23 protein-coding genes are annotated in these 23,095 nt (G+C 72.2%); 22 read left to right on the forward strand and 1 reads right to left on the reverse strand.

From position 1 onward, the window contains the following. The first annotated feature begins 33 nt into the window (after nt 1-33). The 12 genes from A6A29_RS20475 to A6A29_RS20530 all read left to right on the forward strand — a co-directional run bounded on the left by A6A29_RS20475 (nt 34) and on the right by A6A29_RS20530 (nt 11,488). The gene (locus tag A6A29_RS20475; RefSeq protein ID WP_073721679.1) at nt 34-1,161 is read left to right on the forward strand and encodes a zinc-dependent alcohol dehydrogenase; all 1,128 of its coding nucleotides are present in this window, start codon (nt 34-36) and stop codon (nt 1,159-1,161) included. Beyond that, nucleotides 1,158-2,102, forward strand: a complete 945-nt coding sequence (locus tag A6A29_RS20480; RefSeq protein WP_073721680.1) for an ROK family protein — start codon at nt 1,158-1,160, stop codon at nt 2,100-2,102. Before A6A29_RS20475 ends, A6A29_RS20480 begins: the two co-directional genes overlap by 4 nt. A gap of 31 nt (nt 2,103-2,133) precedes the next feature. Further along, complete coding sequence (locus A6A29_RS20485; protein ID WP_073721681.1) at nt 2,134-3,135, forward strand: phosphotransferase; 1,002 nt, start codon at nt 2,134-2,136, stop codon at nt 3,133-3,135. Nucleotides 3,136-3,360: 225 nt separating this feature from the next. Beyond that, nucleotides 3,361-3,888, forward strand: coding sequence for a dioxygenase family protein (locus A6A29_RS20490; protein ID WP_073721682.1), 528 nt, complete (start codon nt 3,361-3,363; stop codon nt 3,886-3,888). A gap of 111 nt (nt 3,889-3,999) precedes the next feature. Further along, on the forward strand, nt 4,000-5,334 hold the full coding sequence (locus A6A29_RS20495) for an aspartate aminotransferase family protein (RefSeq protein WP_241838569.1): 1,335 nt from the start codon (nt 4,000-4,002) through the stop codon (nt 5,332-5,334). Further along, nucleotides 5,331-6,287 carry an inositol monophosphatase family protein gene (locus A6A29_RS20500; protein ID WP_241838570.1) on the forward strand — a complete coding sequence of 319 codons (957 nt, stop codon included), beginning with the start codon at nt 5,331-5,333 and terminating at the stop codon, nt 6,285-6,287. The genes A6A29_RS20495 and A6A29_RS20500 overlap by 4 nt, the downstream gene beginning before the upstream one ends. A 5-nt stretch (nt 6,288-6,292) precedes the next feature. Further along, nucleotides 6,293-7,204, forward strand: coding sequence for a diiron oxygenase (locus A6A29_RS20505; protein WP_079182894.1), 912 nt, complete (start codon nt 6,293-6,295; stop codon nt 7,202-7,204). Next, nucleotides 7,191-8,066, forward strand: a complete 876-nt coding sequence (locus tag A6A29_RS20510) for a hypothetical protein (RefSeq protein WP_073721683.1) — start codon at nt 7,191-7,193, stop codon at nt 8,064-8,066. Before A6A29_RS20505 ends, A6A29_RS20510 begins: the two co-directional genes overlap by 14 nt. Further along, on the forward strand, nt 8,063-9,115 hold the full coding sequence (locus A6A29_RS20515) for an NAD(P)H-dependent flavin oxidoreductase (protein WP_073721684.1): 1,053 nt from the start codon (nt 8,063-8,065) through the stop codon (nt 9,113-9,115). Before A6A29_RS20510 ends, A6A29_RS20515 begins: the two co-directional genes overlap by 4 nt. A gap of 2 nt (nt 9,116-9,117) precedes the next feature. Then, nucleotides 9,118-9,351: an acetyl xylan esterase gene (locus tag A6A29_RS20520; RefSeq protein WP_073721685.1), complete on the forward strand. Its 234-nt coding sequence runs from the start codon at nt 9,118-9,120 to the stop codon at nt 9,349-9,351. 7 nt (nt 9,352-9,358) lie between these two features. Next, the gene (locus A6A29_RS20525) at nt 9,359-9,907 is read left to right on the forward strand and encodes an MOSC domain-containing protein (protein WP_073721686.1); all 549 of its coding nucleotides are present in this window, start codon (nt 9,359-9,361) and stop codon (nt 9,905-9,907) included. Nucleotides 9,908-10,117: 210 nt separating this feature from the next. Continuing rightward, the gene (locus A6A29_RS20530; protein ID WP_073721687.1) at nt 10,118-11,488 is read left to right on the forward strand and encodes a hypothetical protein; all 1,371 of its coding nucleotides are present in this window, start codon (nt 10,118-10,120) and stop codon (nt 11,486-11,488) included. A gap of 151 nt (nt 11,489-11,639) precedes the next feature. Here the strand turns inward: A6A29_RS20530 and A6A29_RS20535 are convergent, their stop codons facing one another. Beyond that, nucleotides 11,640-12,587, reverse strand: a complete 948-nt coding sequence (locus A6A29_RS20535; protein WP_073721688.1) for a LysR substrate-binding domain-containing protein — start codon at nt 12,585-12,587, stop codon at nt 11,640-11,642. A 181-nt stretch (nt 12,588-12,768) separates the two neighbouring features. On the opposite strand from A6A29_RS20535, the gene A6A29_RS20540 reads away from it, so the two are divergent. From A6A29_RS20540 to A6A29_RS20585, 10 genes are all read left to right on the forward strand, one after another. After that, nucleotides 12,769-14,184 carry a 2-hydroxymuconic semialdehyde dehydrogenase gene (locus A6A29_RS20540; RefSeq protein WP_079182895.1) on the forward strand — a complete coding sequence of 472 codons (1,416 nt, stop codon included), beginning with the start codon at nt 12,769-12,771 and terminating at the stop codon, nt 14,182-14,184. Further along, the gene (locus tag A6A29_RS20545) at nt 14,169-14,996 is read left to right on the forward strand and encodes a 2-keto-4-pentenoate hydratase (RefSeq protein WP_073721690.1); all 828 of its coding nucleotides are present in this window, start codon (nt 14,169-14,171) and stop codon (nt 14,994-14,996) included. Before A6A29_RS20540 ends, A6A29_RS20545 begins: the two co-directional genes overlap by 16 nt. After that, nucleotides 14,993-15,736: a 2-keto-4-pentenoate hydratase gene (locus tag A6A29_RS20550; RefSeq protein WP_073721691.1), complete on the forward strand. Its 744-nt coding sequence runs from the start codon at nt 14,993-14,995 to the stop codon at nt 15,734-15,736. The genes A6A29_RS20545 and A6A29_RS20550 overlap by 4 nt, the downstream gene beginning before the upstream one ends. Beyond that, nucleotides 15,733-16,152, forward strand: coding sequence for a RidA family protein (locus A6A29_RS20555; protein ID WP_073721692.1), 420 nt, complete (start codon nt 15,733-15,735; stop codon nt 16,150-16,152). The genes A6A29_RS20550 and A6A29_RS20555 overlap by 4 nt, the downstream gene beginning before the upstream one ends. Then, on the forward strand, nt 16,149-16,721 hold the full coding sequence (locus A6A29_RS20560) for a 3-hydroxyanthranilate 3,4-dioxygenase (RefSeq protein WP_073721693.1): 573 nt from the start codon (nt 16,149-16,151) through the stop codon (nt 16,719-16,721). Before A6A29_RS20555 ends, A6A29_RS20560 begins: the two co-directional genes overlap by 4 nt. Next, nucleotides 16,718-17,740, forward strand: coding sequence for an amidohydrolase family protein (locus A6A29_RS20565; RefSeq protein WP_073721694.1), 1,023 nt, complete (start codon nt 16,718-16,720; stop codon nt 17,738-17,740). The genes A6A29_RS20560 and A6A29_RS20565 overlap by 4 nt, the downstream gene beginning before the upstream one ends. Further along, nucleotides 17,737-18,651 (forward strand): acetaldehyde dehydrogenase (acetylating), encoded by a 915-nt coding sequence (locus tag A6A29_RS20570; RefSeq protein ID WP_073721695.1) that lies wholly within the window; start codon nt 17,737-17,739, stop codon nt 18,649-18,651. Before A6A29_RS20565 ends, A6A29_RS20570 begins: the two co-directional genes overlap by 4 nt. Beyond that, nucleotides 18,648-19,730, forward strand: coding sequence for a 4-hydroxy-2-oxovalerate aldolase (dmpG, locus tag A6A29_RS20575; protein ID WP_073721696.1), 1,083 nt, complete (start codon nt 18,648-18,650; stop codon nt 19,728-19,730). The genes A6A29_RS20570 and dmpG overlap by 4 nt, the downstream gene beginning before the upstream one ends. A gap of 7 nt (nt 19,731-19,737) precedes the next feature. After that, entirely contained in the window at nt 19,738-21,006 is a 1,269-nt protein-coding gene (gene kynU, locus A6A29_RS20580) for a kynureninase (RefSeq protein WP_073721827.1), read from the forward strand. Nucleotides 21,007-21,242: 236 nt separating this feature from the next. Further along, nucleotides 21,243-23,009: a hypothetical protein gene (locus tag A6A29_RS20585; RefSeq protein WP_073721697.1), complete on the forward strand. Its 1,767-nt coding sequence runs from the start codon at nt 21,243-21,245 to the stop codon at nt 23,007-23,009. The last annotated feature ends 86 nt before the right edge of the window (nt 23,010-23,095 follow it).

The following is a 23,095-nucleotide window of genomic DNA, read 5'->3' on the forward strand; positions in this document are numbered from 1 at the left end:
AGCGTCGCCTTTCCACACCGATGGGGAGGTCTCGTGCGCGCTCTCGTCTATCTGGGTCCAGGCTCCGCCGAACTTCAGGACCGGCCCGACGCACAGCTCGTGAACGGTGATGATGTCGTGGTGGAGGTCGTCGGTACGGGAGTCTGCGGGACGGACCGCAAGATTCTGCTCGGGAGGTTCCCGGCCCGGCCGGGCGTCGTGCTCGGACACGAGTCGGTGGGGGTGGTGCGGGAGACCGGACCCCAGGTGCGTTCGGTCGGGGTGGGGGACCGGGTGGTGGTCAACCCGACGCTGTTCTGCGGCTGGTGCGTCCCGTGCCGCCGGGGAGCGACCAACTTCTGCCGTCACAAGGCCGGGACCGAGGTCGGCGTCGACAAGGACGGCACATACGCGGAGACCGTGACCCTGCCGGAACGTTTCGTCGAACGGGTTCCCGCCGGGCTGTCCTTCCGCAGCGCGGTCCTGATCGAGCCGCTCGCCTGCGTCTTGAACAACGTCGGGGCCGCGTCCGTCACCTTCGACGACACCGTGGTGGTGCTCGGCGCGGGCCCGATCGGGATGCTGACCGCACTGGTCGCCTCCCGCCACGCTCGCCGGGTCACCGTCGCCGAACCGGACGGCTACCGGCTGGAGCGGGCGGGCGAACAGTTCGCGCACGTGGTGGACGTGGCCGGAACGGATCCGGCCGAAGCCGTGGTGAAGGCATCGGGCGGCGAGCGTCCCTCCGTCGTCTTCGACACCACGGGCACCGGCCTGGACGCGGCACTACGGTTGATCGACGACGGCGGCCGGGTGGTGGTGATGGGCTTCGACGACACCTACACCGTGCCGCTGCGCCCGCTCCAGCTCACCAACCGGGGCATCCAGCTGATCGGCGCCGGGGACTACCGGGCCGATACCTTCCCCGTCGCCGTGGACCTGGCCGCCGAACTCAGCGACCCCCAGCGACCCGGCAACGGCGACGGACCGGTCCTGGAGCGGCTGGTGACACACGAGTTCCCGCTCGACCGGTACGCGGAGGCGTTCACCGCGCTCGGCGGCCTCACCCGGGGCGACGGAGGCGGCGGCACCGAACGGCCCGCGCGCTACGGCGCACTCAAGGTCGTCATCCGCTCGCACTCCGGCCCGGTCGGCGCCGACGGCTGGCCGGTGGACGCGTGAGCGCGCCGCGGCTCGGCTCCATCGAGTCCGGCGGGTCCAAGTTCGTCTGTCTGGTCGGCTCGGCCCCCGACCGGATCGAGGCCGAGACCCGGTTCCCGACCGGCCGACCGGGCCCCACCCTGACTCGGGCCATCGCCTTCTTCCGGGAGACGGCCGCCGAGACCGGACCGCTGGACGCGATCGGCATCGCCTCCTTCGGACCCCTCGAACTGCGCCCAGGACATGCCAAGTTCGGCCATCTCGCCGCCACCCCCAAACCCGGCTGGTCCGGGGTGGACGTCGCCGGACCGTTCGCTGCCGCGCTCGGAGTGCCGGTGGGCATCGACACGGACGTCAACGGTGCGGCCCTCGGCGAGGGCCGCTGGGGCGCCGCGCGGGGTTTGGACACCTACGTCTACCTCACCGTCGGCACCGGGATCGGCGGCGGTGCGGTGATCGGCGGCAAGGTGGTCAGCGGCCTGGTCCACACCGAGATGGGCCACCTCACGGTGCCCAGGATCGCGGGCGACACCTTCCCCGGCTCCTGTCCCTTCCACGGCGACTGCTGGGAGGGGCTGGCGGGCGGTGAGGCGATGGGCGCCCGCTGGGGGACCCCGGCCGAGGAACTGACCGGGGAGGCACTGGGTGAGGCGCTGCGGCTGGAGGCGGCCTACCTGGCCGCGGGGCTGCGCAACATCGTCTACACGACCGCACCCCAGCGGATCGTGATCGGCGGCGGCGTCGCGGAGTTCCCCGGGCTCTTCCCGCTGCTCCGCGCCGAACTGACCTCGGCACTGGCCGGATACCCCGGGCTGCCCGAGCATGCGGCCGAGGACTTCGTGGTCCCGGCGCGGCTCGGCCGGCTCGCCGGACCGGCGGGCGGACTGGTGCTGGCGGCCGGGGCGGCCGCCGCCGCACGGTCGTTGCCCGGCGCTGGACCATTGGGGGGAACGGCCGCATGAGGGCGGCCCCGGGCCGGGCAGGCTGGTTCGTATGACGCGCTCCCATCCGGTGGGACTCCTGCACCCGGCCACGCACGCCTGGCTGACCCGGCACGCCCTGCCCGGGGCCCTGCTGCACGAGGTGGACCCGCTGCCCGGCGGGTTCACCAACGACATGGCCATGCTCACCGCCCAGCACCCCGACGCGGCGGGCGCGGAGCGCTACGTGGTGCGCCGCTACCGGCCGCACGGCAGCCGGGTCCCGCGCAACACCTGTGCGGTGGAGATCGCCGTACTCGGCCGGGCGGCGGCCCGGGCCGTCCCGGTGACCGCGGTGGTCGCGGCCGATCCGCAGGGCCACGCCACCGGCCGCCCCACCCTGCTCTACCGGTTCGTGGACGGGACCCCGCTCAGCCAGGTGCTCGCGGCCGGCCCGGCGAGCGGCGAAGCGCGGGACCTGGGCCGGGCCGTCGGCGCGGTGCTGGCGCGGATCGGCCGGGTCAGGCTGCCCCGCCCGGGCGTCTTCGGCGACTCTTCGCTGGAACCGGCCCCGGACGGCGCGGCCCCGCTGGGTGACCTGCCCGGTTTCGTCGACCGCTGTCTGGTCACGGCGGCCGCGGACGGGCCGCTGAGCGGGACGGATTCGGCCGTACTGCGCGCCCTGGCCCGCCGGGGGCCGTCGGCACTTGCTGCCCTGGAGGGTGAACGGAGCCTGGTGCACGGCGACTTCAACCCGAAGAACGTTCTGGTCCAACGGCGCGCCGGGCAATGGGCGGTGGCCGCCGTGCTCGACTGGGAGCTCGCCTTCAGCGGCTCCCCGCTCTTCGACGTCGGGAACATGCTGCGCTTCGCCCACGAGTACCCGCCTGCCTTCACCACGGGCTTCGTCGACGGCTTCCGGGGCGGCAACGGCCGTCTGCCTGCGAACTGGCTGCGTCTCAGCCGGACGCTGGACCTCTTCGCGCTCGCGGACATCCTCACCGCTCCGCCCGACCCCGCCTACTTCGCCCGTGCGCGCGCCGTACTCCACCGGACCGCCGCCGGCAGGCACTGATCGCTGCCGGCCACGGTTGCCAATGGTTGCCCCCGTTCCCATCCGTCCCGTGCACCACTTCATTCCCAGGAGGTAACTGCTGTCCGTGCAGATCGCGGAAGTTCTGGCAATAAATGCCGAAGGAATGGCTGAGAGGCAACACATGGTGTTCTTCTCAGCATTGAGAATTCCGGCTACTCTGCCTGGGCCGAAGCGAAGGATCTTTGACCGAGGGAGAATTCCGCTATGGAGAACGGAAGTCCGGAAAGCGTCCTGAAGATGCTCACGCCGACCGTTCGCTGCAACGGCACGCCGCCCACGCCCGCCCTGCGCGAAGGCCCGTACTACAAGCCCGACACCCCCTTCAGGACCAGCTTCCGGGGCGATGTGGACGGGGGTGTCCCGATGCTGCTGCACGGTGCCGTGCGCACCCCCGACGGGGAACCGATCGGCGGCACCCTGCTCGACTTCTGGCAGGTCGGGGGTGCCGGAGTCTACGACGGCGACGGATTTCGGCTGCGCGGCCACCAGTTCGCGGACGCCGAGGGGCAGTGGCGGCTGGAGACGGTGCTGCCCGCCATGTACCCGGGGCGGACGCGGCACGTGCACGTGAAGGTGCAGCCGCCCGGCGGAGCCGTACTGACCACGATGCTGTATTTTCCCGGCGAACGCCGAAACCACCTCGACAAGTATTTCCGGCCAGAATGCCTCATGGACGTGCGGGAGACACCCGAGGGCTGGAATGCCGCCTTCACCTTCGTCCTGAACGTATAGCTCCCGCCCCCCGTCCCCTCGTCATTCCGACGGGAATCTTTTATTCCACCGCCCGGAGTCATCGATGTTCGCCGTCCCTCGTATCCACGGACGGAAGCCGACAGGAGTCATATGGCCGACCTCATGCGCGCCCAGCACGGTGCCCGGAGTGACGCACGCGGCGACGTCCGCAGCGATGCCCTGAACTACGCACAGAACCATCTGTACTACCCGGTCAGCGCGTACGAGATGGAGCACGGCGAGGGCGTCCATCTGTATGACACCGACGGCAACGAGTACCTGGACTGCGCTTCCGGCACCTTCAACCTGAGCCTCGGCTACGGGCACCCCGAGGTGGTCAAGGCCATGCGGGACCAGGCCGAACGACTGGTGCACACCACCTCGACCTTCCAGACCGCCCCCGTCAACGAGCTCGTGCGGCGGTTGGTCGAGGTGACCCCGCCGAACCTGACCAAGGTGCACCTGAAGGTGTCGGGCGGCTCCACCGCCAATGAGGGCGCTGTCAAGATGGCGCAGCTCGCCACCGGCCGCCGCGACGTCATCACGCTGTTCCGCAGCCACCACGGCCAGACCATGATGACGACCACCATGTCGGGCGAGTCCTTCCGCAAGGCCCCTTTCCCGCACCTGATGCCCGGCGTGCTCCAGGTCCCCGACCCCTACTGCCTGCGCTGCTTCTACCGCCAGGCGGGCCCCGACAGCTGCGGCATGCTCTGCGTCGAGCGCATCAACGACTTCCTCGACCACGCCAGTTCCGGCAGCGTCGCCTGCGTGGTCGTCGAACCGGTCTCCGGCAGCGGCGGCAACATCGTGCCGCCCGACGGCTATCTGCCCGCGCTGCGTGCCCTGTGCGACGAACGGGGCATCGTCCTCGTCTTCGACGAGATACAGACCGGCATAGGCCGGGTCGGCCGGATGTTCGCCGCCGAGCACTACGGGGTCCGACCCGACATCCTGACCACCGCCAAGGGCCTCGGCGGCTCCGGCGCCCAGATCGCGGCCATCGTCGCCGACGAGCGGATGTCCGGGCTCAGCAGCGACCACCACTCCTTCACCTACGGCGGCAACGTCCTCGCCGCCGCGGCAGCGGCCACCACCCTCGACGTGATCGGCCGCCCCGGCTTCCTGGAGAACGTCCGGGAGGTCGGCGCCCACATCATGGAACGGCTGCGTGCGCTGGCCGCCCGCCACCCCGCCGTCGTGGACGTGCGCGGCCTCGGCCTGATGATCGGGATCGAGATCGGCGACGACCGGGGACGCCCGCACAGCGAACGGGCCCAGGCCCTGGCCCGGCGCGGCATGGACCACGGCCTGATCCTGCGTACCTCCCGTTACGGCCGCGGCAACGTGATCAAGATCCGTCCGCCGCTGATCCTCACCCGTACCGAGGCCGATCTGCTCTGCGACCGGATCGAAGCCCTCTTCGACGCGGAGGCCGCCGCATGACCGGACCCGAGCACGCCGGCCCCTGGGGGGCCGCAGCCATGCGGCAGTACGTGACCGGTCTCGCCGGAGCCGTCCGCGAGGCCGTACTGGCCGCTCAGCACCACGCGGGCAGCCGCCTGGTCCGGGGCCACTCTCCGGGCGGGGACGCCCAGTTCGGCCTCGACGACGTCGCGGAGGCGGCCACCTGGAAGTACGTCGCCGACCACGACCTGCCCGTCGCCGTCTACTCCGAGGACCGCGGCCTGCAGTACCACGGCACGGACCCGGCCCACCTGCTGGTCGTCGACCCCATCGACGGCACCCGGCCCGCCGTCGCCGGCCTGGAGTCGGCCACCGTCTCGGTCGCCGTCGCCCGCATGTCGCAGCTCCCGCGCATCGCCGACGTCGAGTACGCGATCCTGATGGAACTGCGCTCGGGCGCCTACCTCTACGCGGACCGGGCGACACCCGGCATCACCGCGCACGGCTACGACCATCCCGTACCGGCGCTGACCCGCACCACCGACCCCGCGCGGATGTTCTGGTCGCTGGAGTTCAACGGCCACCCGGCCCGGCTGATGACCGAGGCGTACGGCCACCTCATCGACCGCTCGGCCAACACCGGAGGGGTCTTCGTCTTCAACAGCGCCACCTGGTCCATCTCCCGGCTGCTCACAGGCCAGCTCGACGCCTACGTGGACATCGGCAACCGGCTGCTGCGCGACGATCCGGCGCTGCTGCCCGAGTTCGAACGCGTCGGCAACGGCCGGGTCCTGCACCTGTTCCCGTACGACATCGCGGCGGCGGTCTTCCTCGCCGAGCGGGCCGGGGCGGTCATCACCGACGGCTACGGACAACCGCTCGGCGACACCGTCCTGACCGACCTGAGCATCGCCAACCAGCGGTCCTGCGTGGCCGCATCCACTCCCGAACTCCACCGGGCCCTGCTGTCGGCCATCCGATGGAAGGAGTGACGCCCATGCGCCCGATCACCCCGCCCGCCCGAGCGGTCAGCACCACGACGGCGGACGACACCGAGTTCCGGACCCTGCTCGACCGGCTCTCCGACAAGGCCACCGCTGACTACTACAACCCCTTCACCACCTTCGACTGGCCGGCCGAGATCCCCACCGACGAACTCTGGATGTCCCCCGAACTGCTCTCCCTCCACGGCACCGAGCTGATGGACGAACTGAGCCCCGCCCAGCTCCAGGCCCTGAGCCGGTGGGAGAGCGTCAACTTCTACAGCCTCAACGTGCACGGCATCCGCGAACTGCTCATCGAGGTCACCCGGCGCGTCCACACACCCGGCTTCGCGCTCCCCTCCGAGTTCTTCCACCACTTCATCGGTGAGGAGAACGACCACATGTGGTTCTTCGCCACCTTCTGCCTCAAGTACGCCGGCAAGATCTACCCCGACAGGTCGGTCAAGCTGCCCGAGGCCCCACGCGACCCGGACATCGAGAACTTCCTGGTCTTCGCCCGGATCCTGGTCTTCGAGCAGATCGTGGACCACTACAACGTCCAGCTGGCAGCCGACCGCCGCCTGCACCCGACCGTCCGGCACATCAACCGGCTGCACCACCAGGACGAATCCCGCCACATAGCCTTCGGCTGCCGCCTGGTGCACCTGCTGTGGGAGCGGCTCCTCGACCGAGGCCTGGACGAGACGGCCCGGCACGAACTGCGCAGCTATCTCGGCCGCTACCTCACCACCAGCATCGAGTCCTTCTACAACCCGGCCGTCTACCGCGACACGGGACTCCCGGACGGCTTCGCACTGCGCCGACGGCTGCTCACCCACCCCGCCCGGCAGGCCGCCCACGCCAAGGTCCTGCACAAGACAACCGGCTTCCTCCACCGGATCGGGGTGTTCGATGCCCGTCACTGACCCCGCGTCCACGGGGGAGACCGCGACCACCTGGTCGGTCCGGGACGGACTGGCCACCCTCGACGAACCCGCCGTCCTGCTGAAGGACGCACTCGACGCGGTGTTCACCCGCTGGGGCACCGAGGCCGGAGCCCGGCGGCAGAGCTACCCGCCGCTGCTGCGGGCCGAGGAGCTGCGGTCCCTCGACTACTTCCGCAACTTCCCGCACCTGGGCAACCCGGTCACCCGCATCCGCCGCGACCGGCTGGCCGCCCGCGCCGCGGCCCCGCCCGGAGACATCGCACTGCCCGCGGCCGACCTGGCCGAAGCCACCCACCTGCTGCCCTCCGCGGCCTGCTACGGCTGCTTCCTGCACCTCTCCGGCACCAGCGCCGACACCCCCGTCCTGATCACCACCGTCGCGCAGTGCTTCCGCAACGAGGACCACCACGACGGGCTGCGCCGCCTCTGGGGGTTCACCATGCGGGAGATCGTGTGCGTCGGCTCCGCCGAAGCCGTACGGGCCCACCTCGACCGGCACCGGGAGCGGATCGCCACCTTCGGCACGGCCCTCGGCCTCACTCTGGACCGGCAGCCCGCCACCGACCCGTTCTTCGAGAAGGACGGCTCCCGCACCGTCATACAGCTGCTCGCCCCGGTCAAGGACGAGTACCTGCACACCGACGGCACCGCCGTGGCCTCCACCAACAACCACCGCAACTTCTTCGGCGAGCGCCGTGCCATCCGCCACGCGGGCCGCCCCGCCTTCACCGGCTGCGTCGCCTTCGGCCTGGAACGCTGGGTGCACGCCCTGGGTGACCTCTTCGAAGGGGACCTGGCCGCCGCGCACCACGCGGTACGGCGGGCGGGGGAGCGCTCGTGACCCGGCTGGCCGCCCGGCTCGGCCTCGGACTGCCGCTGCTGCAGGCCGGGATGGGCGCCGTCGCCGGGCCCGGACTGTGCGCCGCGGTGTCCCGGGCAGGAGCGGGCGGCACCCTCGCGCTGTACAAGGAACCACCCGCGCGGGCCGTCCGGCTGGTCCGTGAGGTGGCGGCAGCCACCAGCCGCCCGTTCGGGGTGAACGTGATCCCCGAGGTCACCGGCCCGGCCGCCTGCCTGGACCAGCTCCGGGCCGTCCTGCCCGAACTGCCCCCGGGCGCCTTCGTCACGTCCTTCGGGCTGCCCGACGCCGACGCGGCCCGGGCCGTCCGGGCCGCCGGGCACCCGCTGGTGGTCCAGGTCGGCACCCTCGCGGACGCCGGCACCGCCCTCGGACGGGGTGCGGCCGTCCTGGTCCTCCAGGGCACCGAAGCCGGCGGCCATCTGCTCGGCTCGCTGCCCGTGGACCTCCTGCTGGCCGCCGTCCGTGCCCGCTACCCGCACACGGTACTGGCCGTCGCGGGCGGGATCGCCACCGGAAGAGACCTCGCGGACGCCGTGGCCCGGGGCGCGGACGGGGCGATGGCCGGAACCCTGTTCGTCCCGGCCGCGGAATCCACCGCGCACCCGGAGTTCAAACGGCGGGTGGCCGAGGCCGTGGCCGACGACACCCTCATCACCTCCCTGTTCGACATCGGCTGGCCGCACCGCCCGCATCGCGTCCTGCGCAATCCCCTCACCACCACCGCGGGACGCGCCCCGGCCACCTTCATAGCCACCACTCGGGTGGACGGGCGGGAATACCCGGTACCGCGCTACAGCGCGGCGGCTCCGGGTGACGGCACCACCGGCCGCATCGAGGAGATGGCGATGTACTGCGGCCGGTCCTGCGACCGCGTCACCGCCCGGCACCCGGCCGCCGTCACCATCGCCCGGATCGGCCGGGAGTACGAGAGCGCCCGCAGTCCCCGCGCAGCCGCCCCGGGCCCCGCGAACGGCGCCACCGCGCGCACGAGCGGCTCCCACACGCCGAACCGGATCCACGAGAGGTAACGATGGACGACGTGATCAAGCCGGTCGTGGACTGGCTGCGCGAACGCAACCCCACCGTCGAGGAGATCCCGGAGGACCTCGACCTGATCGAGAACCGGCTGATCGACTCGCTCAGCTTCATGGAGTTCATCCTGCTGGTGGAGGACCTGATCGGGCGGGAACTGCGGCTCGATCAGATCGACGTGGACCAGTTCCGCACGCTTCGCTCCCTCACGCATCACTTCCTGAAGGGGTAGACCGCCCATGGCGCAGGACCCGCCGCCGCCCGGACCCGCCCGTGTCACCTCCCTGCACCTTGCCGCGCACCCCGGCGAGCCGGCCTTCCGCGTCGCGGAGGCCCGCGCGGTGGCGGGCCACGGCCTGGTGGGGGACCGCAACTACTGGGCGGGCGAGGGCCCCCGGCCCCGACGCCGGGGAACCGGCCGGACGTCGGGGGTCTGCGACGTCACCCTCATCGAGGCCGAGGCCCTCGACGCCCTGGCCCGCGAACACGGCATCACGCTCACCCCCGCCGAATGCCGCCGCAACCTCGTCTGCCGCGATATCCGGCTCGACCCGCTGGTGGACCAGGAGTTCCGGATCGGCGCGGTGATCCTGCGCGGTCTCAAACTCAGCGAACCCTGCGTCCGCCTCGAACAACTGGTGCGCCCCGGCCTGATCCGCGGCCTGCTGCACCGCGGCGGGCTGCGGGCCGAGGTGATCCGCGGCGGGACGATCCGGGTGGGCGAACTGATCCTTCCGCTGCCGCACGACGCACGGCCGTTGCCCACCGTTCCCGCCCCCCTTCGCTGAGGCCGCACGGATGGCCGCCCGAGCAGGCCCGGACACCGCCCGAACCGTCCGCACAGGGACGCCCGGTGAATCGTGGGGAGGCCCGCAAACCGGCGTATGTGTGGCCAGGAACAGACCGTAAGCACCCATGCCCGCGGATCCGGATGATTCGCCCGCGCGCCGAGCGCGGGGCGAACCGCCCCGCCGTGGCCCTGCAGACAGGAAGACAGCATGGCGATCGAAGGCGCCGCCCCCGGGCGGAAGAGCGGCACAGCAACGCAATCCGGCCCGGACGCCCCCTCGGCCAAGGCCGTGGAACGCGCGGAAGGGGCCGCCAAGGAGCTCGCCGCGGCGGGCGCGTCCGTCTCCGTCCGCATACTGGAGTGGGGCTTCGCCCTCCGCCTCGACCAACGGGCCGCCGACCGCCTCGCGGACCTCGACAGCACCGGGCCCCTCGACGGCTTCCGCGGCCTGGTGTCGGAGGTGCTCGCCGGATCTCTGCCCGCGGATATCGCCGGAGCCGTCGGCGCGGCGCTGACCGGCCGCGCCGAACAGATCCGGTCGGCCGCCCGGGGCGCCGGGTGCGAGCTGCTTTCGCCGTGGTCCGCGCCGACCCTCCTCGCCCCCACGGCCCTTGACGCGCCGCCGCGCGAGACCGGCCTGTGGTTCAGCGTGTTCGCACCGGGCGCGGGCTGGGGAACCGAAGCGCAGTTCACGCCCCACTACGCCTCCGAAACCCCTGCCCTGGCCGTCTTCCGCGATGACCTGTACTGCGTCTACCAGGGCCGGGGCGACAATCCCGGCCTGCGGTGGACCGCGCACCGCGCGGACGGCAGCCGCTCCGAGGACCAGCCGTTCCCCGCCCACCACACCCTGGGCAGCCCGGCCCTGGCCGTGTTCCGGGACCGGCTGTACTGCGCGCACCGCGGTGGCTCGGGCGACTGGGGCATCGCGCTGACCTCCTACGACAGCGGTACCTGGACGCCGGACCGGCCGGTCCCGCACGCCGAGAGCGTCTACGGCCCGGCGCTGGCCGTCCACCGCGACGCCCTCCACCTCGCCTACGCCGACGCCGCCCAGCGGATCATGGTCACCACCAGCCGGGACGGCCGCGACTGGACCACCCCCGAACCCGTCCCCGGCTGCGCCACCACGCGGTCCCCGGCGCTCGCCGAGTACGACGGCGCACTCCACCTGCTGCACGGCAACCCCAAGAACGGGGCCATCCACTGGAGCCGGCTGCGCGGCACCGCCTGGACCTCCGAGGGCGCGCTGCCGGGGCACCGTACGCGGAGCAACATCGGCCTCGCCGTCTTCGAGGGCAAGCTGATGTGCGTCCACCGCGACCCCGCGCGCCAGCAGCTGTGGTGGTCCGCCTTCGACGGCGCCGGGTGGAGCACCGACACCGAGATGCCGGGGCACAGCAGCAAGTACGGTACGGCGCTGGCCGTGCACCGGGACCCGACCGGCACCCGCGACCAACTCCTGTGCGTCCACCGGGGCCACGCCCAGCGCTTCGTCACCGTGGCGGGGGAGGTGCTGACCGACGAGGACCCGGCGGGGCTGCACGAACTCGACGATCCGGGCCCCGCCACCGACTGAGACCGGCCCCTCGCGGCGGCCGGGGCGCACGAGGCCGCGGAACACACCCCACAGGGGCAAACCGCACAACGTCCGGAACCGGGCCCGCCTCGACCCCGCCGCAGCCGCCCTGCCACGGCCGGCCCGTGCCCCCGGCGCCGCGCTCCAGCCCTCAGCCCTCCGCCGGTGGCCCGTGGAGCGTCTCGCGCAGGAGCGCCGCCTCATGGTCCAGGTGGTGCAGCAGCGCCTGGAGGGCGGGGGTGCGCGTGCGGTGGGCCGCCTCGGTGGTGCCCACCGTGCGGCCCACCGAGGGCAGTTCGACCGGCAGGGCGGCGAGGTGCTCGTCGGCGCGCAGGACCAGCTCGGGCAGCAGCGCCACCATGTCCGTCTGCACGAGCAGCGCCCGCATGGTGAGGAACGACGTGCACTCGACCCGGTCCGAGGGCAGTGTGAGGCCCCGGTCCACGAAGAGGGCGCCGAGCTCCTGGCGCAGGGCGGTCTGTTCGACCGGGAGGATCCACGGGAAGCCGAGGGTGTCCGTGAGTGCCACGTCGGCTGTCTCCAGCAGAGGGTGGCCGGCGCGGACGGCGAGCCGGATGCGCTCCCGGTACAGCCGCCTCTGGCGCAGACCGTCCCCCTCCCTCGGCGCGGGCCCCACCCGGCCGACGACGACGTCCAGTTCGCCTGACAGCAGCGCGGGATGGAGGACGTCCGGGGTCCCTTCCCGTACGACGACCGTGAGGCCGGGCCGGTCCCGCTTGAGCTGGGCGACCGCCCGGGGAAGCAGCACATTGGTGCCGGCGAGGAGCGCGCCCACCGTCACCGTGCCCTCCCGGCCCTGCCGCAGCGCGGTGAGGCGTTCCTCCGCCCTCCGCATCTCGGCGAGCACGGCGCGGGCGTGCTCCGTCAGCGCTTCTCCGTAGAGCGTCGCCCGCATGCCGCGGGGCTCCCGGACGAAGAGCGGCAGATCGGCGATGCCCTCCAGCTCGCGCAGGGTCCGGGTCGCGGCGGGCTGGGTGAGGTGCAGGCTCTCGGCGGCCCGCACCACGCTGCCGTGGTCGACGATCGCGACAAGCAGCGTCAGGTGACGGAACTTCAGCCGGCCGTCCAGGAGGTCCATCGCCGGGGCTCCTTCCGGGAGCGGGGTGGCGGGCCGAACTTCGCCATACCCGATTCGGTATGGGGATCACGCCTTTTGGCATTGGTTCGGCATAGCTCGGTGGGCGCATGCTACCCGCACACGCCGGGTCCAGATCCGAATCCCCGGCCTGGCAACGGAGGTCTGCAAGGTGCGCTCAGCTGTGCGGCATTACGTAGGGGGCGGGTTCGACGCGTCGGGCGTCCCGTTCCCGCTCATCGACCCGGCCCGCGGGCACACCGTCGGCGAAGCGCCCGCCGCCTCCCGGGAGTTGGTCGACCGCGCGGTGGACGCGGCGCGGGCGGCACTGCGCGGGCCGTGGGCCTCGTGGAGCCCGGCGGACCGTGCGCGGATGCTGCACCGGATCGCCGACGGCATCGAGGGGCGCTTCGAGGAGTTCGTCGCCGCCGAGTGCGCCGACACGGGAAAGCCCCGCGAGCTCGCCTCGACGGTCGACATCCCGCGTGCGATCGCCAACTTCCGCTCGTACGCCGACCTCCTGGCCGGGCGCGGTGAGCGGTCCTGGCACACGAGCACCCCGGACGGCCGTGGCGCGCTGAACTACACGGTGCACAAGCCGCTCGGCGTGGTCGCGGTGATCTCGCCGTGGAACCTGCCGCTGCTCCTGCTCACCTGGAAGGTCGCCCCCGCCCTCGCCACGGGCAACACGGTGGTCGCCAAGCCCTCCGAACTCACGCCGGGCACCGCCTGTCTGCTGGCGGAGGTGATGGCCGAGGCGGACGTACCGGCGGGGGTCTTCAACCTCGTCCACGGCCACGGTGCGGACGCCGCCGGGCAGTGGCTCACCGAGCACCCGGGGGTGGACGCGATCGCCTTCACCGGGGAGTCGCGCACCGGCGGGACCATCATGCGGGCCGCCGCGGCGCGCCTGGCCCCCGTCTCGTTCGAGCTGGGCGGCAAGAACGCCGGTCTCGTCTTCGCCGACGCGGATCTGGAGAAGGCCGTGGAGGGCACCCTCCGCTCGTCCTTCACCCACAGCGGGCAGGTGTGCCTGTGCACCGAGCGGATGTACGTGGAGCGGCCGGTCTTCGACGCGTTCGCCGAGGCTCTGGCCACCGGTGCGCGGGCGCTGAGCGGGTACGGCCCGATGATCTCGGCGGCGCACCGCGACAAGGTGCTGGGATACCTCGGCAGGGCGGCGGCCGACGGCCAGGTGCTCGCGGGCGGCGGGGTGCCGTGCTTCTCCGACGACCGGGACGGCGGCTTCTGGGTGGAGCCGACCGTGCTGTCGGGGCTGCCGGAAGACCATCCGGCGGTACGGGAGGAGATCTTCGGTCCCGTCGTCCATCTGGCGCCGTTCGACACCGAGGAGGAGGCGCTGGCGCTCGCCAACAACGGTCCGTACGGGCTGGCCGCGACGGTGTGGACGGGTGACGTGAGCCGGGCGCACCGCGTCGCCCCCGCCCTCGACGTCGGGATCGCCTGGGTCAACACCTGGAACCTGCGCGACCTCCGTACTCCCTTCGGAGGGGTGAAGGCATCCGGGATAGGCCGCGAGGGCGGCGACCACTCCCTCGACTTCTTCTCCGAGCCGATGAATGTGTGCGTGAAGCTGTGACCACGGTGGACGAAGCGGTGGCGCGGGCCGCCGAACGACTCGACACGGCGCGCCGGACGGGTGTCCCGTGCGCCCCCGTCCGCGATCTCCTCCCCGACGGGGACCTCACGGCCGCCTACGCCGTCCAGGCCGTCCTCAGCGACCGCCGCTTCGCCGAGGGGCGCCGCGTCACCGGCTGGAAGATCGGTCTGACCTCGGCGGCGGTGCAGGCCCAGCTCGGCGTCGGCACACCGGACTTCGGTCCGCTGATGGACGACACCGCTGTGCCGGACGGGGCCGAGATCCCCTGGGGCGCGGTGCTCCAGCCGCGGGCCGAGGCCGAGGTCGCCCTGGTCCTGGAACAGGACCTCACCCACGAGCGGCACACCGTGGCCGATGTGATCCGGGCGACCGCGTTCGCGCTGCCCGCCGTCGAGGTGGTGGGCAGCCGGATCCGCGACTGGGACATCTCGGCCGTCGACACCATCGCCGACAACGCCTCCAGCGGCGCGTACGTCCTGGGCACCCGCCCCGTACCGCTGCGGGAACTCGACCTGCGGACCGCCGGCATGGTGATGGAGCGCCGCGGTGAGCCCGTCTCCACCGGTGCGGGCGCGGCCTGTCTGGGCAATCCGCTGCACGCCGCCGTCTGGCTGGCGGACACGCTCGTGCGGCTCGGCCGCCCCCTGCGGGCCGGGGACACCGTGCTGACCGGCGCGCTGGGGCCCATGACGAGCGTCGAGCCCGGCGACGTGCTCGAAGCGCGCATCGACGGACTCGGTTCGGTACGTGCGGCCTTCGGGCGCACCGCACAGGAGGGGAGCACCCGATGAACGTCACGGCACTGGCCGGGACCCTGGACAGCGCGGCACGGGACAGGCGTCCGCTGCCGGGCGGCGGCAGCGGACTGAAGGACACCGAAGAGGCGTACGCCGTCCAGGAGGCCCTGATCGGGCTGCGGCTGGCCCGCGGTGAGCGGCTCACCGGCTTCAAACTGGGCTTCACCAGCCTGGCCAAGATGCGGCAGATGGGCGTGACCGACCTGATCCACGGGCGGCTGACGGACCGGATGGAGATCGCCGACGGGGGACGTCTGGACGTCTCCGGGCTGATCCACCCCCGGGTCGAGCCCGAGGTGGCCTTCCTCCTCGGCGACACGCTGCGCCCCGGCACCGACCCCATGGCGGCGGTCGCGGCCGTGGCCCCGGCGCTGGAGGTCATCGACTCCCGCTACGACGGCTTCCGGTTCTCCCTGCCCGAGGTGATCGCCGACAACACGTCCGCGTCGGGCTACGCCATCGGCCCGTGGCACGCCCCGGGTGACCTCGGCAACCTCGGGGTCCTCCTGGAGCTCGACGGGCGTCCGGCCGAAACCGGCTCCACCGCGGCGATCCTCGGACACCCGGTGCGCGCCCTCGCCGCCGCAGCCCGGCTCGCCGGTCCACTGGAGCCCGGCACGGTGATCCTCGCCGGCGCGGCGACGGCCGCCGTACCGCTGCCGCCCGGAACGCACGTACGGGCCACCGTCGCGGGCCTCGGCACCGTCCGGTTCACCACGGAGGACGAGGCATGATCGTGCCCGGAGCCGCCCCGCCCCGCGGCCGTTTCCCCCATCTCCGGCGCGCGGGCGACCTGGTCTTCGTGTCCGGTACGAGCTCGCGCCGCCCCGACGGCACCTTCGCCGGCGCGAGCGCCGACGCGATGGGGGTGACGGATCTCGACATCCGGGCCCAGACCCGTGCCGTGCTCGACACCGTCGGGCGTCTGCTGGCCGCCGTCGGCGGGGGCCTGGACGACCTGGTGTCCGTGACCACGTACCTGGTGAGCATGAACGACTTCGGCGGCTACAACGAGGTCTACGCCGAGTACTTCGACGAGAGCGGTCCGACCCGCACCACCGTCGCCGTCCACCAGCTTCCCCATCCGCATCTGCTGATCGAGATCAGCGCCGTCGCCCACATCCCTCCGAACAAGGAACCGCGCCGATGACCATGCAGCCGTTCAACCTCCAGGCATGGATCGAGGAACACCGCCATCTGCTCAAGCCGCCGGTCGGCAACGTCCAGATCTGGCGGGACGCCGATCTGATGGTGACGATCGTCGGAGGCCCCAACCGCCGCACCGACTTCCACGACGACCCGATCGAGGAGTTCTTCTACCAGCTCAAGGGCGACATGGTGCTGCGAGTCATGGACGAGGAGGGACGTCCGCCGCGCGACATCCACATCCGTGAGGGCGACGTCTTCCTCCTCCCGCCCCACGTGCGGCACTCCCCGCAGCGACCGGAGGAGGACAGCGTCGGCCTGGTCGTCGAGTTCGCCCGGCCGCAGGGACAGCGGGACGCCTTCGAGTGGTACTGCACGCGCTGCCATCACCTGGTCCACCGCAGCGAGGTACAGCTCAGCTCGATCGTCGACGACCTGCCACCGGTGTTCGCCGCGTTCTACGGCGACGACGCCGCCCGTACCTGCGGGAACTGCGGGGCGGTGCACCCGGGCAAGGACTGGCCGCAGGAGCTGCGTCCGCGCACCCGTCGCGACGGGGCGGACGGCGCATGACCGTCGTCGACATCCACGCGCATGTCTTCCCCGAGATCGGCCGTGCCGAGTCCCGGCGGCTCACCGGCTCCGACGACGGTCCCTGGCTGCGGACCACCGACGGCCCGGACGCCGGAATGATGATGGCCGGCGCCGCCGAGTACCGGCCGGTGCGCCGCACCCTGTGGGACCCCGCGGAGCGCGTCGCCGACCTGGACCGGCTCGGCGTGGACGTCCAGGTGCTGTCCAGCACACCGCTGCTCTTCGGCTACGGCCTGGAGTCCGGGCGCGCCGCCGACTGGTGCCGTACGGTCAACTCCCGCCTCCTTGAGTACGGCTCGTACGCCCCTCACCGGCTGGCCCCGCTGTGCCAGGTGCCGTTGCAGGACACCGAGGCGGCCTGCGCCACGCTCAGCGAGGCGATGCGCCAGGGATTTCACGGTGTCCACATCGGCAACCACCTCGGCGACCGCGACCTGGACCACGGGGCGCTCCTGGAGTTCCTCACGCACTGCGCCGAGGAGAACGCCGCCGTCCTGGTCCACCCCTGGGACCTGCCGACGGGCCCGCGCTTCTCCCGGTACATGCTGGCCTGGCTGGCGGGCATGGCCGCCGAGACCCACCTGACCATCCTGTCGCTGATCCTCTCCGGCGCCTTCGAGCGTCTGCCGGCATCGCTGCGGCTGCTGTTCGCCCACGGCGGCGGCAGCTTCCCGTACCTCCTGGGCCGGGCCGACAACGCCTGGCACCGCCGCGACCTCGTCCGCGCCGACACCCCGCACCCGCCCTCGCACTACACCGACCGCTTCTCGGTCGACTCCGCGGTCTTCGACCCCGGTGCGCTGCGCCTGCTGGTGGACGTGATGGGCGCGGAACGGGTACTGCTCGGCTCCGACCATCCCTTCCCGCTCGGCGAGGAGGCGATCGGCCGGCTGGTACGGGAGAGCGCCCTCACCCCGCAGGAACAGCAGGCCGTCCTCGGCGGCAACGCCGTCCGATTCTTCGGTCTGACCCCGCTGCTGAAGGAGGCCGTCCGATGAGGGCAGCCGTGATCGGATCGGGCAACATCGGCACCGATCTCCTCATCAAGATCGTCCGAGGTCCGGGGAACGTCACCGCCGCCGCGATGATCGGCATCGACCCGGAGTCCGAGGGGCTCGCACGGGCCCGTCGGCTCGGCGTCCGGACCAGTGCGGAGGGAGTCACGGGGCTGCTCGCCCTCGACGACTTCGACGATATCGACATCGTCTTCGACGCCACCTCCGCGAGCGCCCACCACCGCAACGCGGCCGCGCTCGCGCCGTACGGCAAACGGATCGTCGACCTGACCCCGGCGGCCATCGGCCCCTACGTCGTCCCTCCCGTCAACCTCGACGAGCACCTCGACGCCCCGAACCTCAACATGGTCACCTGCGGCGGCCAGGCCACCGTCCCGATCGTCGCCGCCGTCTCGGCGGTGGCACCGGTGCACTACGCGGAGATCGTCGCCTCGATCGCCTCGCGGTCGGCCGGTCCGGGCACCCGCGCGAACATCGACGAGTTCACCGAGACCACCGCCCGCGCCCTGGAGCAGGTGGGCGGCGCCGCCCGGGGCAAGGCGATCATCGTCCTCAACCCGGCGGAGCCGGCGCTGCTGATGCGCGACACCGTGCACTGCGTCGTCGACGACTGCGACACACAACGGGTGGCAGCCTCCGTCCGCGCGATGGCCGAGTCCGTCGCCGCATACGTGCCCGGCTACCGGCTCAAGCAGGAACCGCAGTTCCGCAGGGTGGCCGACGACGACCCGCTGACGCGGCTCGCCGGGGGCGGGCGGCTGCTCGTCTCCGTGTACCTGGAGGTGGAGGGCGCCGCCCACTACCTCCCGGCCTACGCCGGAAACCTCGACATCATGACCTCCGCCGCGCTGCGCACCGCCGAGCGCCTGGCCGAACGGAGTCCGGCCCGATGACCTCGGTCTACGTCCAGGACGTCACCCTTCGCGACGGCATGCACGCCGTCTCCCACCGCTACACCCTCGACCAGGTGCGGGCCATCGCGGCCGCCCTCGACGCAGCAGGCGTCGACGCCGTCGAGGTCGCCCACGGCGACGGTCTCTCCGGCTCCTCCGTGACCTACGGCCCCGGCGCGTTCACCGACTGGGAGTGGCTGGAGGCGGCGGCCGAGGTCCTCCACAGGGCCAGGCTGACCACCCTGCTGCTGCCCGGGGTCGGCACGGCGCACGACCTGCGCCGTGCGCACGCGCTCGGTGTCACCTCCGTGCGCGTCGCCACCCACTGCACGGAGGCGGACATCGCCGCCCAGCACATCGGCCTGGCCCGGGAACTGGGGATGGACGTGGCGGGCTTCCTCATGATGTCCCACATGGCCCCGCCGGCCGAACTGGCCGCCCAGGCCCGCCTCATGGAGTCGTACGGCGCGCACTGCGTCTACGTCACGGACTCCGGCGGCCGGCTGACCATGGACGGCGTACGGGAGCGGGTCCGCGCCTACCGCGCCGTCCTCGACCCCGCCACCGAGATCGGCATCCACGCCCACCACAACCTCGGCCTGGGCGTGGCCAACAGCGTCACGGCGGTGGAGGCGGGCGCCTACCGGGTGGACGCCTCGCTCGCGGGCCAGGGCGCCGGAGCGGGGAACGCGCCACTGGAGCCGACGGTGGCCGTGTTCGACCTGATGGGCTGGGAGCACGGCTGCGCACTGTTCCCGCTGATGGACGCGGCGGAGGAGCTCGTACGGCCGACGCAGGACCGGCCCGTCCGGGTGGACCGGGAGACGCTGACCCTGGGCTACGCCGGGGTGTACTCCAGCTTCCTGCGGCACGCGGAGACCACCGCCGTGCGCCACGGTCTGGACACGCGGGACCTGCTGGTCGAGGTGGGGAGGCGGCGACTCGTCGGCGGACAGGAGGACCTGCTCGCGGACATCGCGCTCGACCTCGTGAACGACCGCGGTGGCGACGCCCCCGTACCGGCTGCCTCCGCGTCCGCCGATTCCCTGCCCACCGCCTCACACGCAACGACGGAGTGACCTCGTGCTGAACGAATCGACGACCGAGAAGCAGACCGCAACGCTCATCGACCGTGCCGCCGCGCTGGACGCCGCCGACCCGCTCGCGCACGTCCGGGACCGCTTCCTCCTCCCCGAGGGGGTCGTCTATCTCGACGGCAACTCCCTCGGCGCCCTTCCCGCGGCCGTTCCCCCGGCCGTCGAGGACGCGGTGCACCGCCAGTGGGGCACCGACCTGATCCGTTCCTGGAACAACAACGGCTGGTGGGAGGCGCCGGTACGGACGGGCGACGCCATCGGCCGCCTGATCGGCGCGTCCCCGGGCCAGGTGGTGGCAGGCGACTCCACCAGCGTCCAGCTGTTCAACACGCTGCTCGCCGCCGCCCGGCTGCGCCCCGGCCGCCCCCTGCTGCTGACCGACCCCGACCACTTTCCCACCGACCAGTACATCGCCGACTCGGTGGGACGGCTGCTGGGCCTGGAGGTCCGCAGGGTGCCCGCGCGCGACGCCGCCGCCGTGCTGGCCGCCGACGGGGCGGACGTCGCGGTCGCCGCCTACGCACCGGTGGACTACCGCACCGGCGAGCTGTACGACACGGCCGCGCTCACCGGCGCCGCGCACACCGCGGGGGCCCTGATGCACTGGGACCTGTGCCATGCCGCCGGCGCGATGCCCATCGGACTCGACGCCATCGAGGCCGACTTCGCCGTCGGCTGCGGCTACAAGTACCTCTCGGGCGGTCCGGGTGCCCCGGCGTTCGCCTACGTCGCGCGCCGCCACCAGCAGGGCTTCGACCACCCCGTGACCGGCTGGCACGGTCACGCGGAGCCGTTCGCCATGTCCGGAACGTACGCTCCCGCCCCGGGCATCACCCGGGCCCGCGTCGGTACTCCGCCCCTCCTCTCGCTGGTCGCCCTGGAAGCCGCGCTGACGGCGTACGACGGGGTCGACATGGAGTCCGTACGGGCCAAGAGCCTCGCCCTGACAGGCTTCTTCCAGGAGTGCGCCGACTCCCTCCTCGACGGCCTGGGCTTCACCATGGCCACCCCGCGCGAGGCCGCGCGCCGCGGCAGCCAGGTCGCTCTGCGCCACCCGGAGGCGTACCCGCTGGTCGCCGCGCTCACCGCACGTGGCGTCATCGGCGACATGCGCGCCCCGGACCTGCTGCGCTTCGGCTTCAACGCGCTGTACCTCACGCACGCGGACGTGCTGCACGCCGTGCGGGAGCTGCGGGACATCACGTCCACGGGCGCCCACCGGGCCGCCGCCCACCAGCAGCGCCCGACGGTCACCTGACCGGGTCGCACGACCGCCCGGTCCGCGCGATCCCCGAGGTCACGGCATCCGCCCGACCTCCGCGCGTCCGGCTCCGTACCGGTCCGTCTCCCGGCGGACCGGTACCGCACCACCTCCGTACCCGACCCACGGGCCGGCCCCTCACCACTCCCGGACCGGTGCTCCGCAAGGCTCCCGGACCGGACCGGCCCCCTTCGCACGTCCACTCTCCGCCGCCGAGACCCCTAGGACTGCCCATGCGATCCCTCCGTACAAGAGCGGGCCTGGCGACGGCAGTCGCCGCCGCCACCGCCGCGACCCTCCTCGTGCCGGGCAGCTCCGGCGCCACCGCCACGGCCACCGCCACCGACCCGGACATCCCCGAGGTCTGCGCCGACCGTCGACCCGGGCCGGCCGACCCCGGCGCGTACGGCATGCAGCTGGACGGCACGTTCCGCCACCCCGCTCTCACGCCGGTCGACGAGGAGCACGAGCACTCCTTCCCGGGCCGCAACAAGAAGTACGACACCCGCTCGTACATCAAGAACATGAAGGTCGAAGCCGCGTACGAGGGCGCGGACTTCACTCCCGACCCCTTCCACACCTGGCAGAACATCGTCGACTTCGGCGGTCGCCGCTACATGTTCCAGTACGACCGCTCCGAGGGCCGCGTCTACGACATCACCGATGTGAAGAAGGTGAAGGTCGTCGAGAGGATGAGCCGCCAGGACGTGGACGGCGACGAGACGAAGGCCAACGGCACCTGGGCGGCCAATGACTACTGGGGCGCCTCGACCATTCAGTGGAACAAGAAGCTCGACGCGTACGTCATGGTCCAGAGCTTCGAGGACAAGCGGCAGATATCGGAACTCACGGACGACCCGGCGAACGACAAGTACAGCAACCCGGAGGGGGTCAGGAAGCTGCGCGAGAAGCCCGGGCTCAAGGGCTTCAAGGTCTTCCGCCTGGACGGCCCCCGGAAGAAGGACTGGAAGCTCCTCGCGACCGTCTCCACCGACGCCACCCAGAAGGACCGCCTCACGAGCGACCCGAACACGGCGCAGCAGGGCTCCGGTTCCCTCGACACGCCGTACTGGACCGGCGAGCGGTACATGTTCATCGCGACGGCGCCCGACGACACGTACTCCCGTACCGAGTACCCCACCAACCTTCACTCGGCCGGCTACCAGTCGTGGGACATGGCCGACCCGGCCCACCCGAAGCTCCTCGACACCTGGCACCTGCCGGGCCAGCGCACCGGTGAGGACGCGGCGTACCGGAAGAACCCGCGCTGCGGCAACCGCACCAGCTGGATGGGCGCGCGGATGCCGCTGTTCATCCCCAAGCCCGTCGAGAAGGGCGGGCGTTACGCCTTCGCCGCCATGGGCGGCTACGGCCTGACGGTCCTCGACATCTCGAACCCGGCCGACCTGAGGACGGTCAGCCACCTGGACCTGCCGCCGTCCGTCTCGGGCACCGAGGGCGACAACATCGACGTCTCGCAGTACGAGCGGACCGGGATCATCCACTACTCCGGCTACCCGCTCACCGAGGACTGTTACGAGCCGTACAAGGACGTCTACCAGATCGACGCCAAGGACCCGAAGAACCCCCGCGTCGTCGGCGCCCTGCCCCGTCCCACCCCGCCTCCGTCCGCCGGCATCACGGACTTCTGCCAGCGCCGCGGCAGCTTCGGCCCCAAGCGCACCGGCTCCTACACCAACCCGGGCCGGCACACCCCGGGCGTACTCGGCTACGGCTTCTACAACGCGGGCGTGCAGTTCTTCGACGTCTCCGACCCCGCCACGCCGAAGATCGACGCCTATTTCGTCCCGAAGGCGTACGGCACCGAGACCCCCGACTACGCGTACGGCAACCAGACCCACGGCGTGTACGTGGAGTGGGACCGCAACATCGCCTGGGTGCTGACCAACCACGGCATCTACGCGCTGTCCTCACCGAAGGTGCTGGGCAGGCCCGACCTCGACCGGCCCGAAAGGCCGTTCCGCAACAGCGAGTTCTGAGCCCGAGCTCTCCGAGCGAAGAGCTCTGAGCCCTCCGGGGGCGGCGGAACGATCCGCCGCCCCCCTCCCGCCGCGACTCCCACACC

This window comes from Streptomyces sp. TSRI0281, from assembly GCF_001905125.1.
Taxonomy (GTDB): domain Bacteria; phylum Actinomycetota; class Actinomycetes; order Streptomycetales; family Streptomycetaceae; genus Streptomyces.

Coding starts and splice junctions, on each gene's coding strand:
- A6A29_RS20490 (WP_073721682.1), top strand. CDS start 3,361: ATGGAGAACGGAAGTCCGGAAAGCGTCCTGAAGATGCTCACGCCGACC.
- A6A29_RS20505 (WP_079182894.1), top strand. CDS start 6,293: ATGCGCCCGATCACCCCGCCCGCCCGAGCGGTCAGCACCACGACGGCG.
- A6A29_RS20555 (WP_073721692.1), top strand. CDS start 15,733: ATGATCGTGCCCGGAGCCGCCCCGCCCCGCGGCCGTTTCCCCCATCTC.
- A6A29_RS20525 (WP_073721686.1), top strand. CDS start 9,359: ATGGCGCAGGACCCGCCGCCGCCCGGACCCGCCCGTGTCACCTCCCTG.
- A6A29_RS20485 (WP_073721681.1), top strand. CDS start 2,134: ATGACGCGCTCCCATCCGGTGGGACTCCTGCACCCGGCCACGCACGCC.
- A6A29_RS20500 (WP_241838570.1), top strand. CDS start 5,331: ATGACCGGACCCGAGCACGCCGGCCCCTGGGGGGCCGCAGCCATGCGG.
- A6A29_RS20535 (WP_073721688.1), bottom strand. CDS start 12,587: ATGGACCTCCTGGACGGCCGGCTGAAGTTCCGTCACCTGACGCTGCTT.
- A6A29_RS20520 (WP_073721685.1), top strand. CDS start 9,118: ATGGACGACGTGATCAAGCCGGTCGTGGACTGGCTGCGCGAACGCAAC.
- A6A29_RS20570 (WP_073721695.1), top strand. CDS start 17,737: ATGAGGGCAGCCGTGATCGGATCGGGCAACATCGGCACCGATCTCCTC.
- dmpG (WP_073721696.1), top strand. CDS start 18,648: ATGACCTCGGTCTACGTCCAGGACGTCACCCTTCGCGACGGCATGCAC.
- A6A29_RS20550 (WP_073721691.1), top strand. CDS start 14,993: ATGAACGTCACGGCACTGGCCGGGACCCTGGACAGCGCGGCACGGGAC.
- A6A29_RS20510 (WP_073721683.1), top strand. CDS start 7,191: ATGCCCGTCACTGACCCCGCGTCCACGGGGGAGACCGCGACCACCTGG.
- A6A29_RS20530 (WP_073721687.1), top strand. CDS start 10,118: ATGGCGATCGAAGGCGCCGCCCCCGGGCGGAAGAGCGGCACAGCAACG.
- A6A29_RS20560 (WP_073721693.1), top strand. CDS start 16,149: ATGACCATGCAGCCGTTCAACCTCCAGGCATGGATCGAGGAACACCGC.
- A6A29_RS20565 (WP_073721694.1), top strand. CDS start 16,718: ATGACCGTCGTCGACATCCACGCGCATGTCTTCCCCGAGATCGGCCGT.
- A6A29_RS20495 (WP_241838569.1), top strand. CDS start 4,000: ATGGCCGACCTCATGCGCGCCCAGCACGGTGCCCGGAGTGACGCACGC.
- A6A29_RS20585 (WP_073721697.1), top strand. CDS start 21,243: ATGCGATCCCTCCGTACAAGAGCGGGCCTGGCGACGGCAGTCGCCGCC.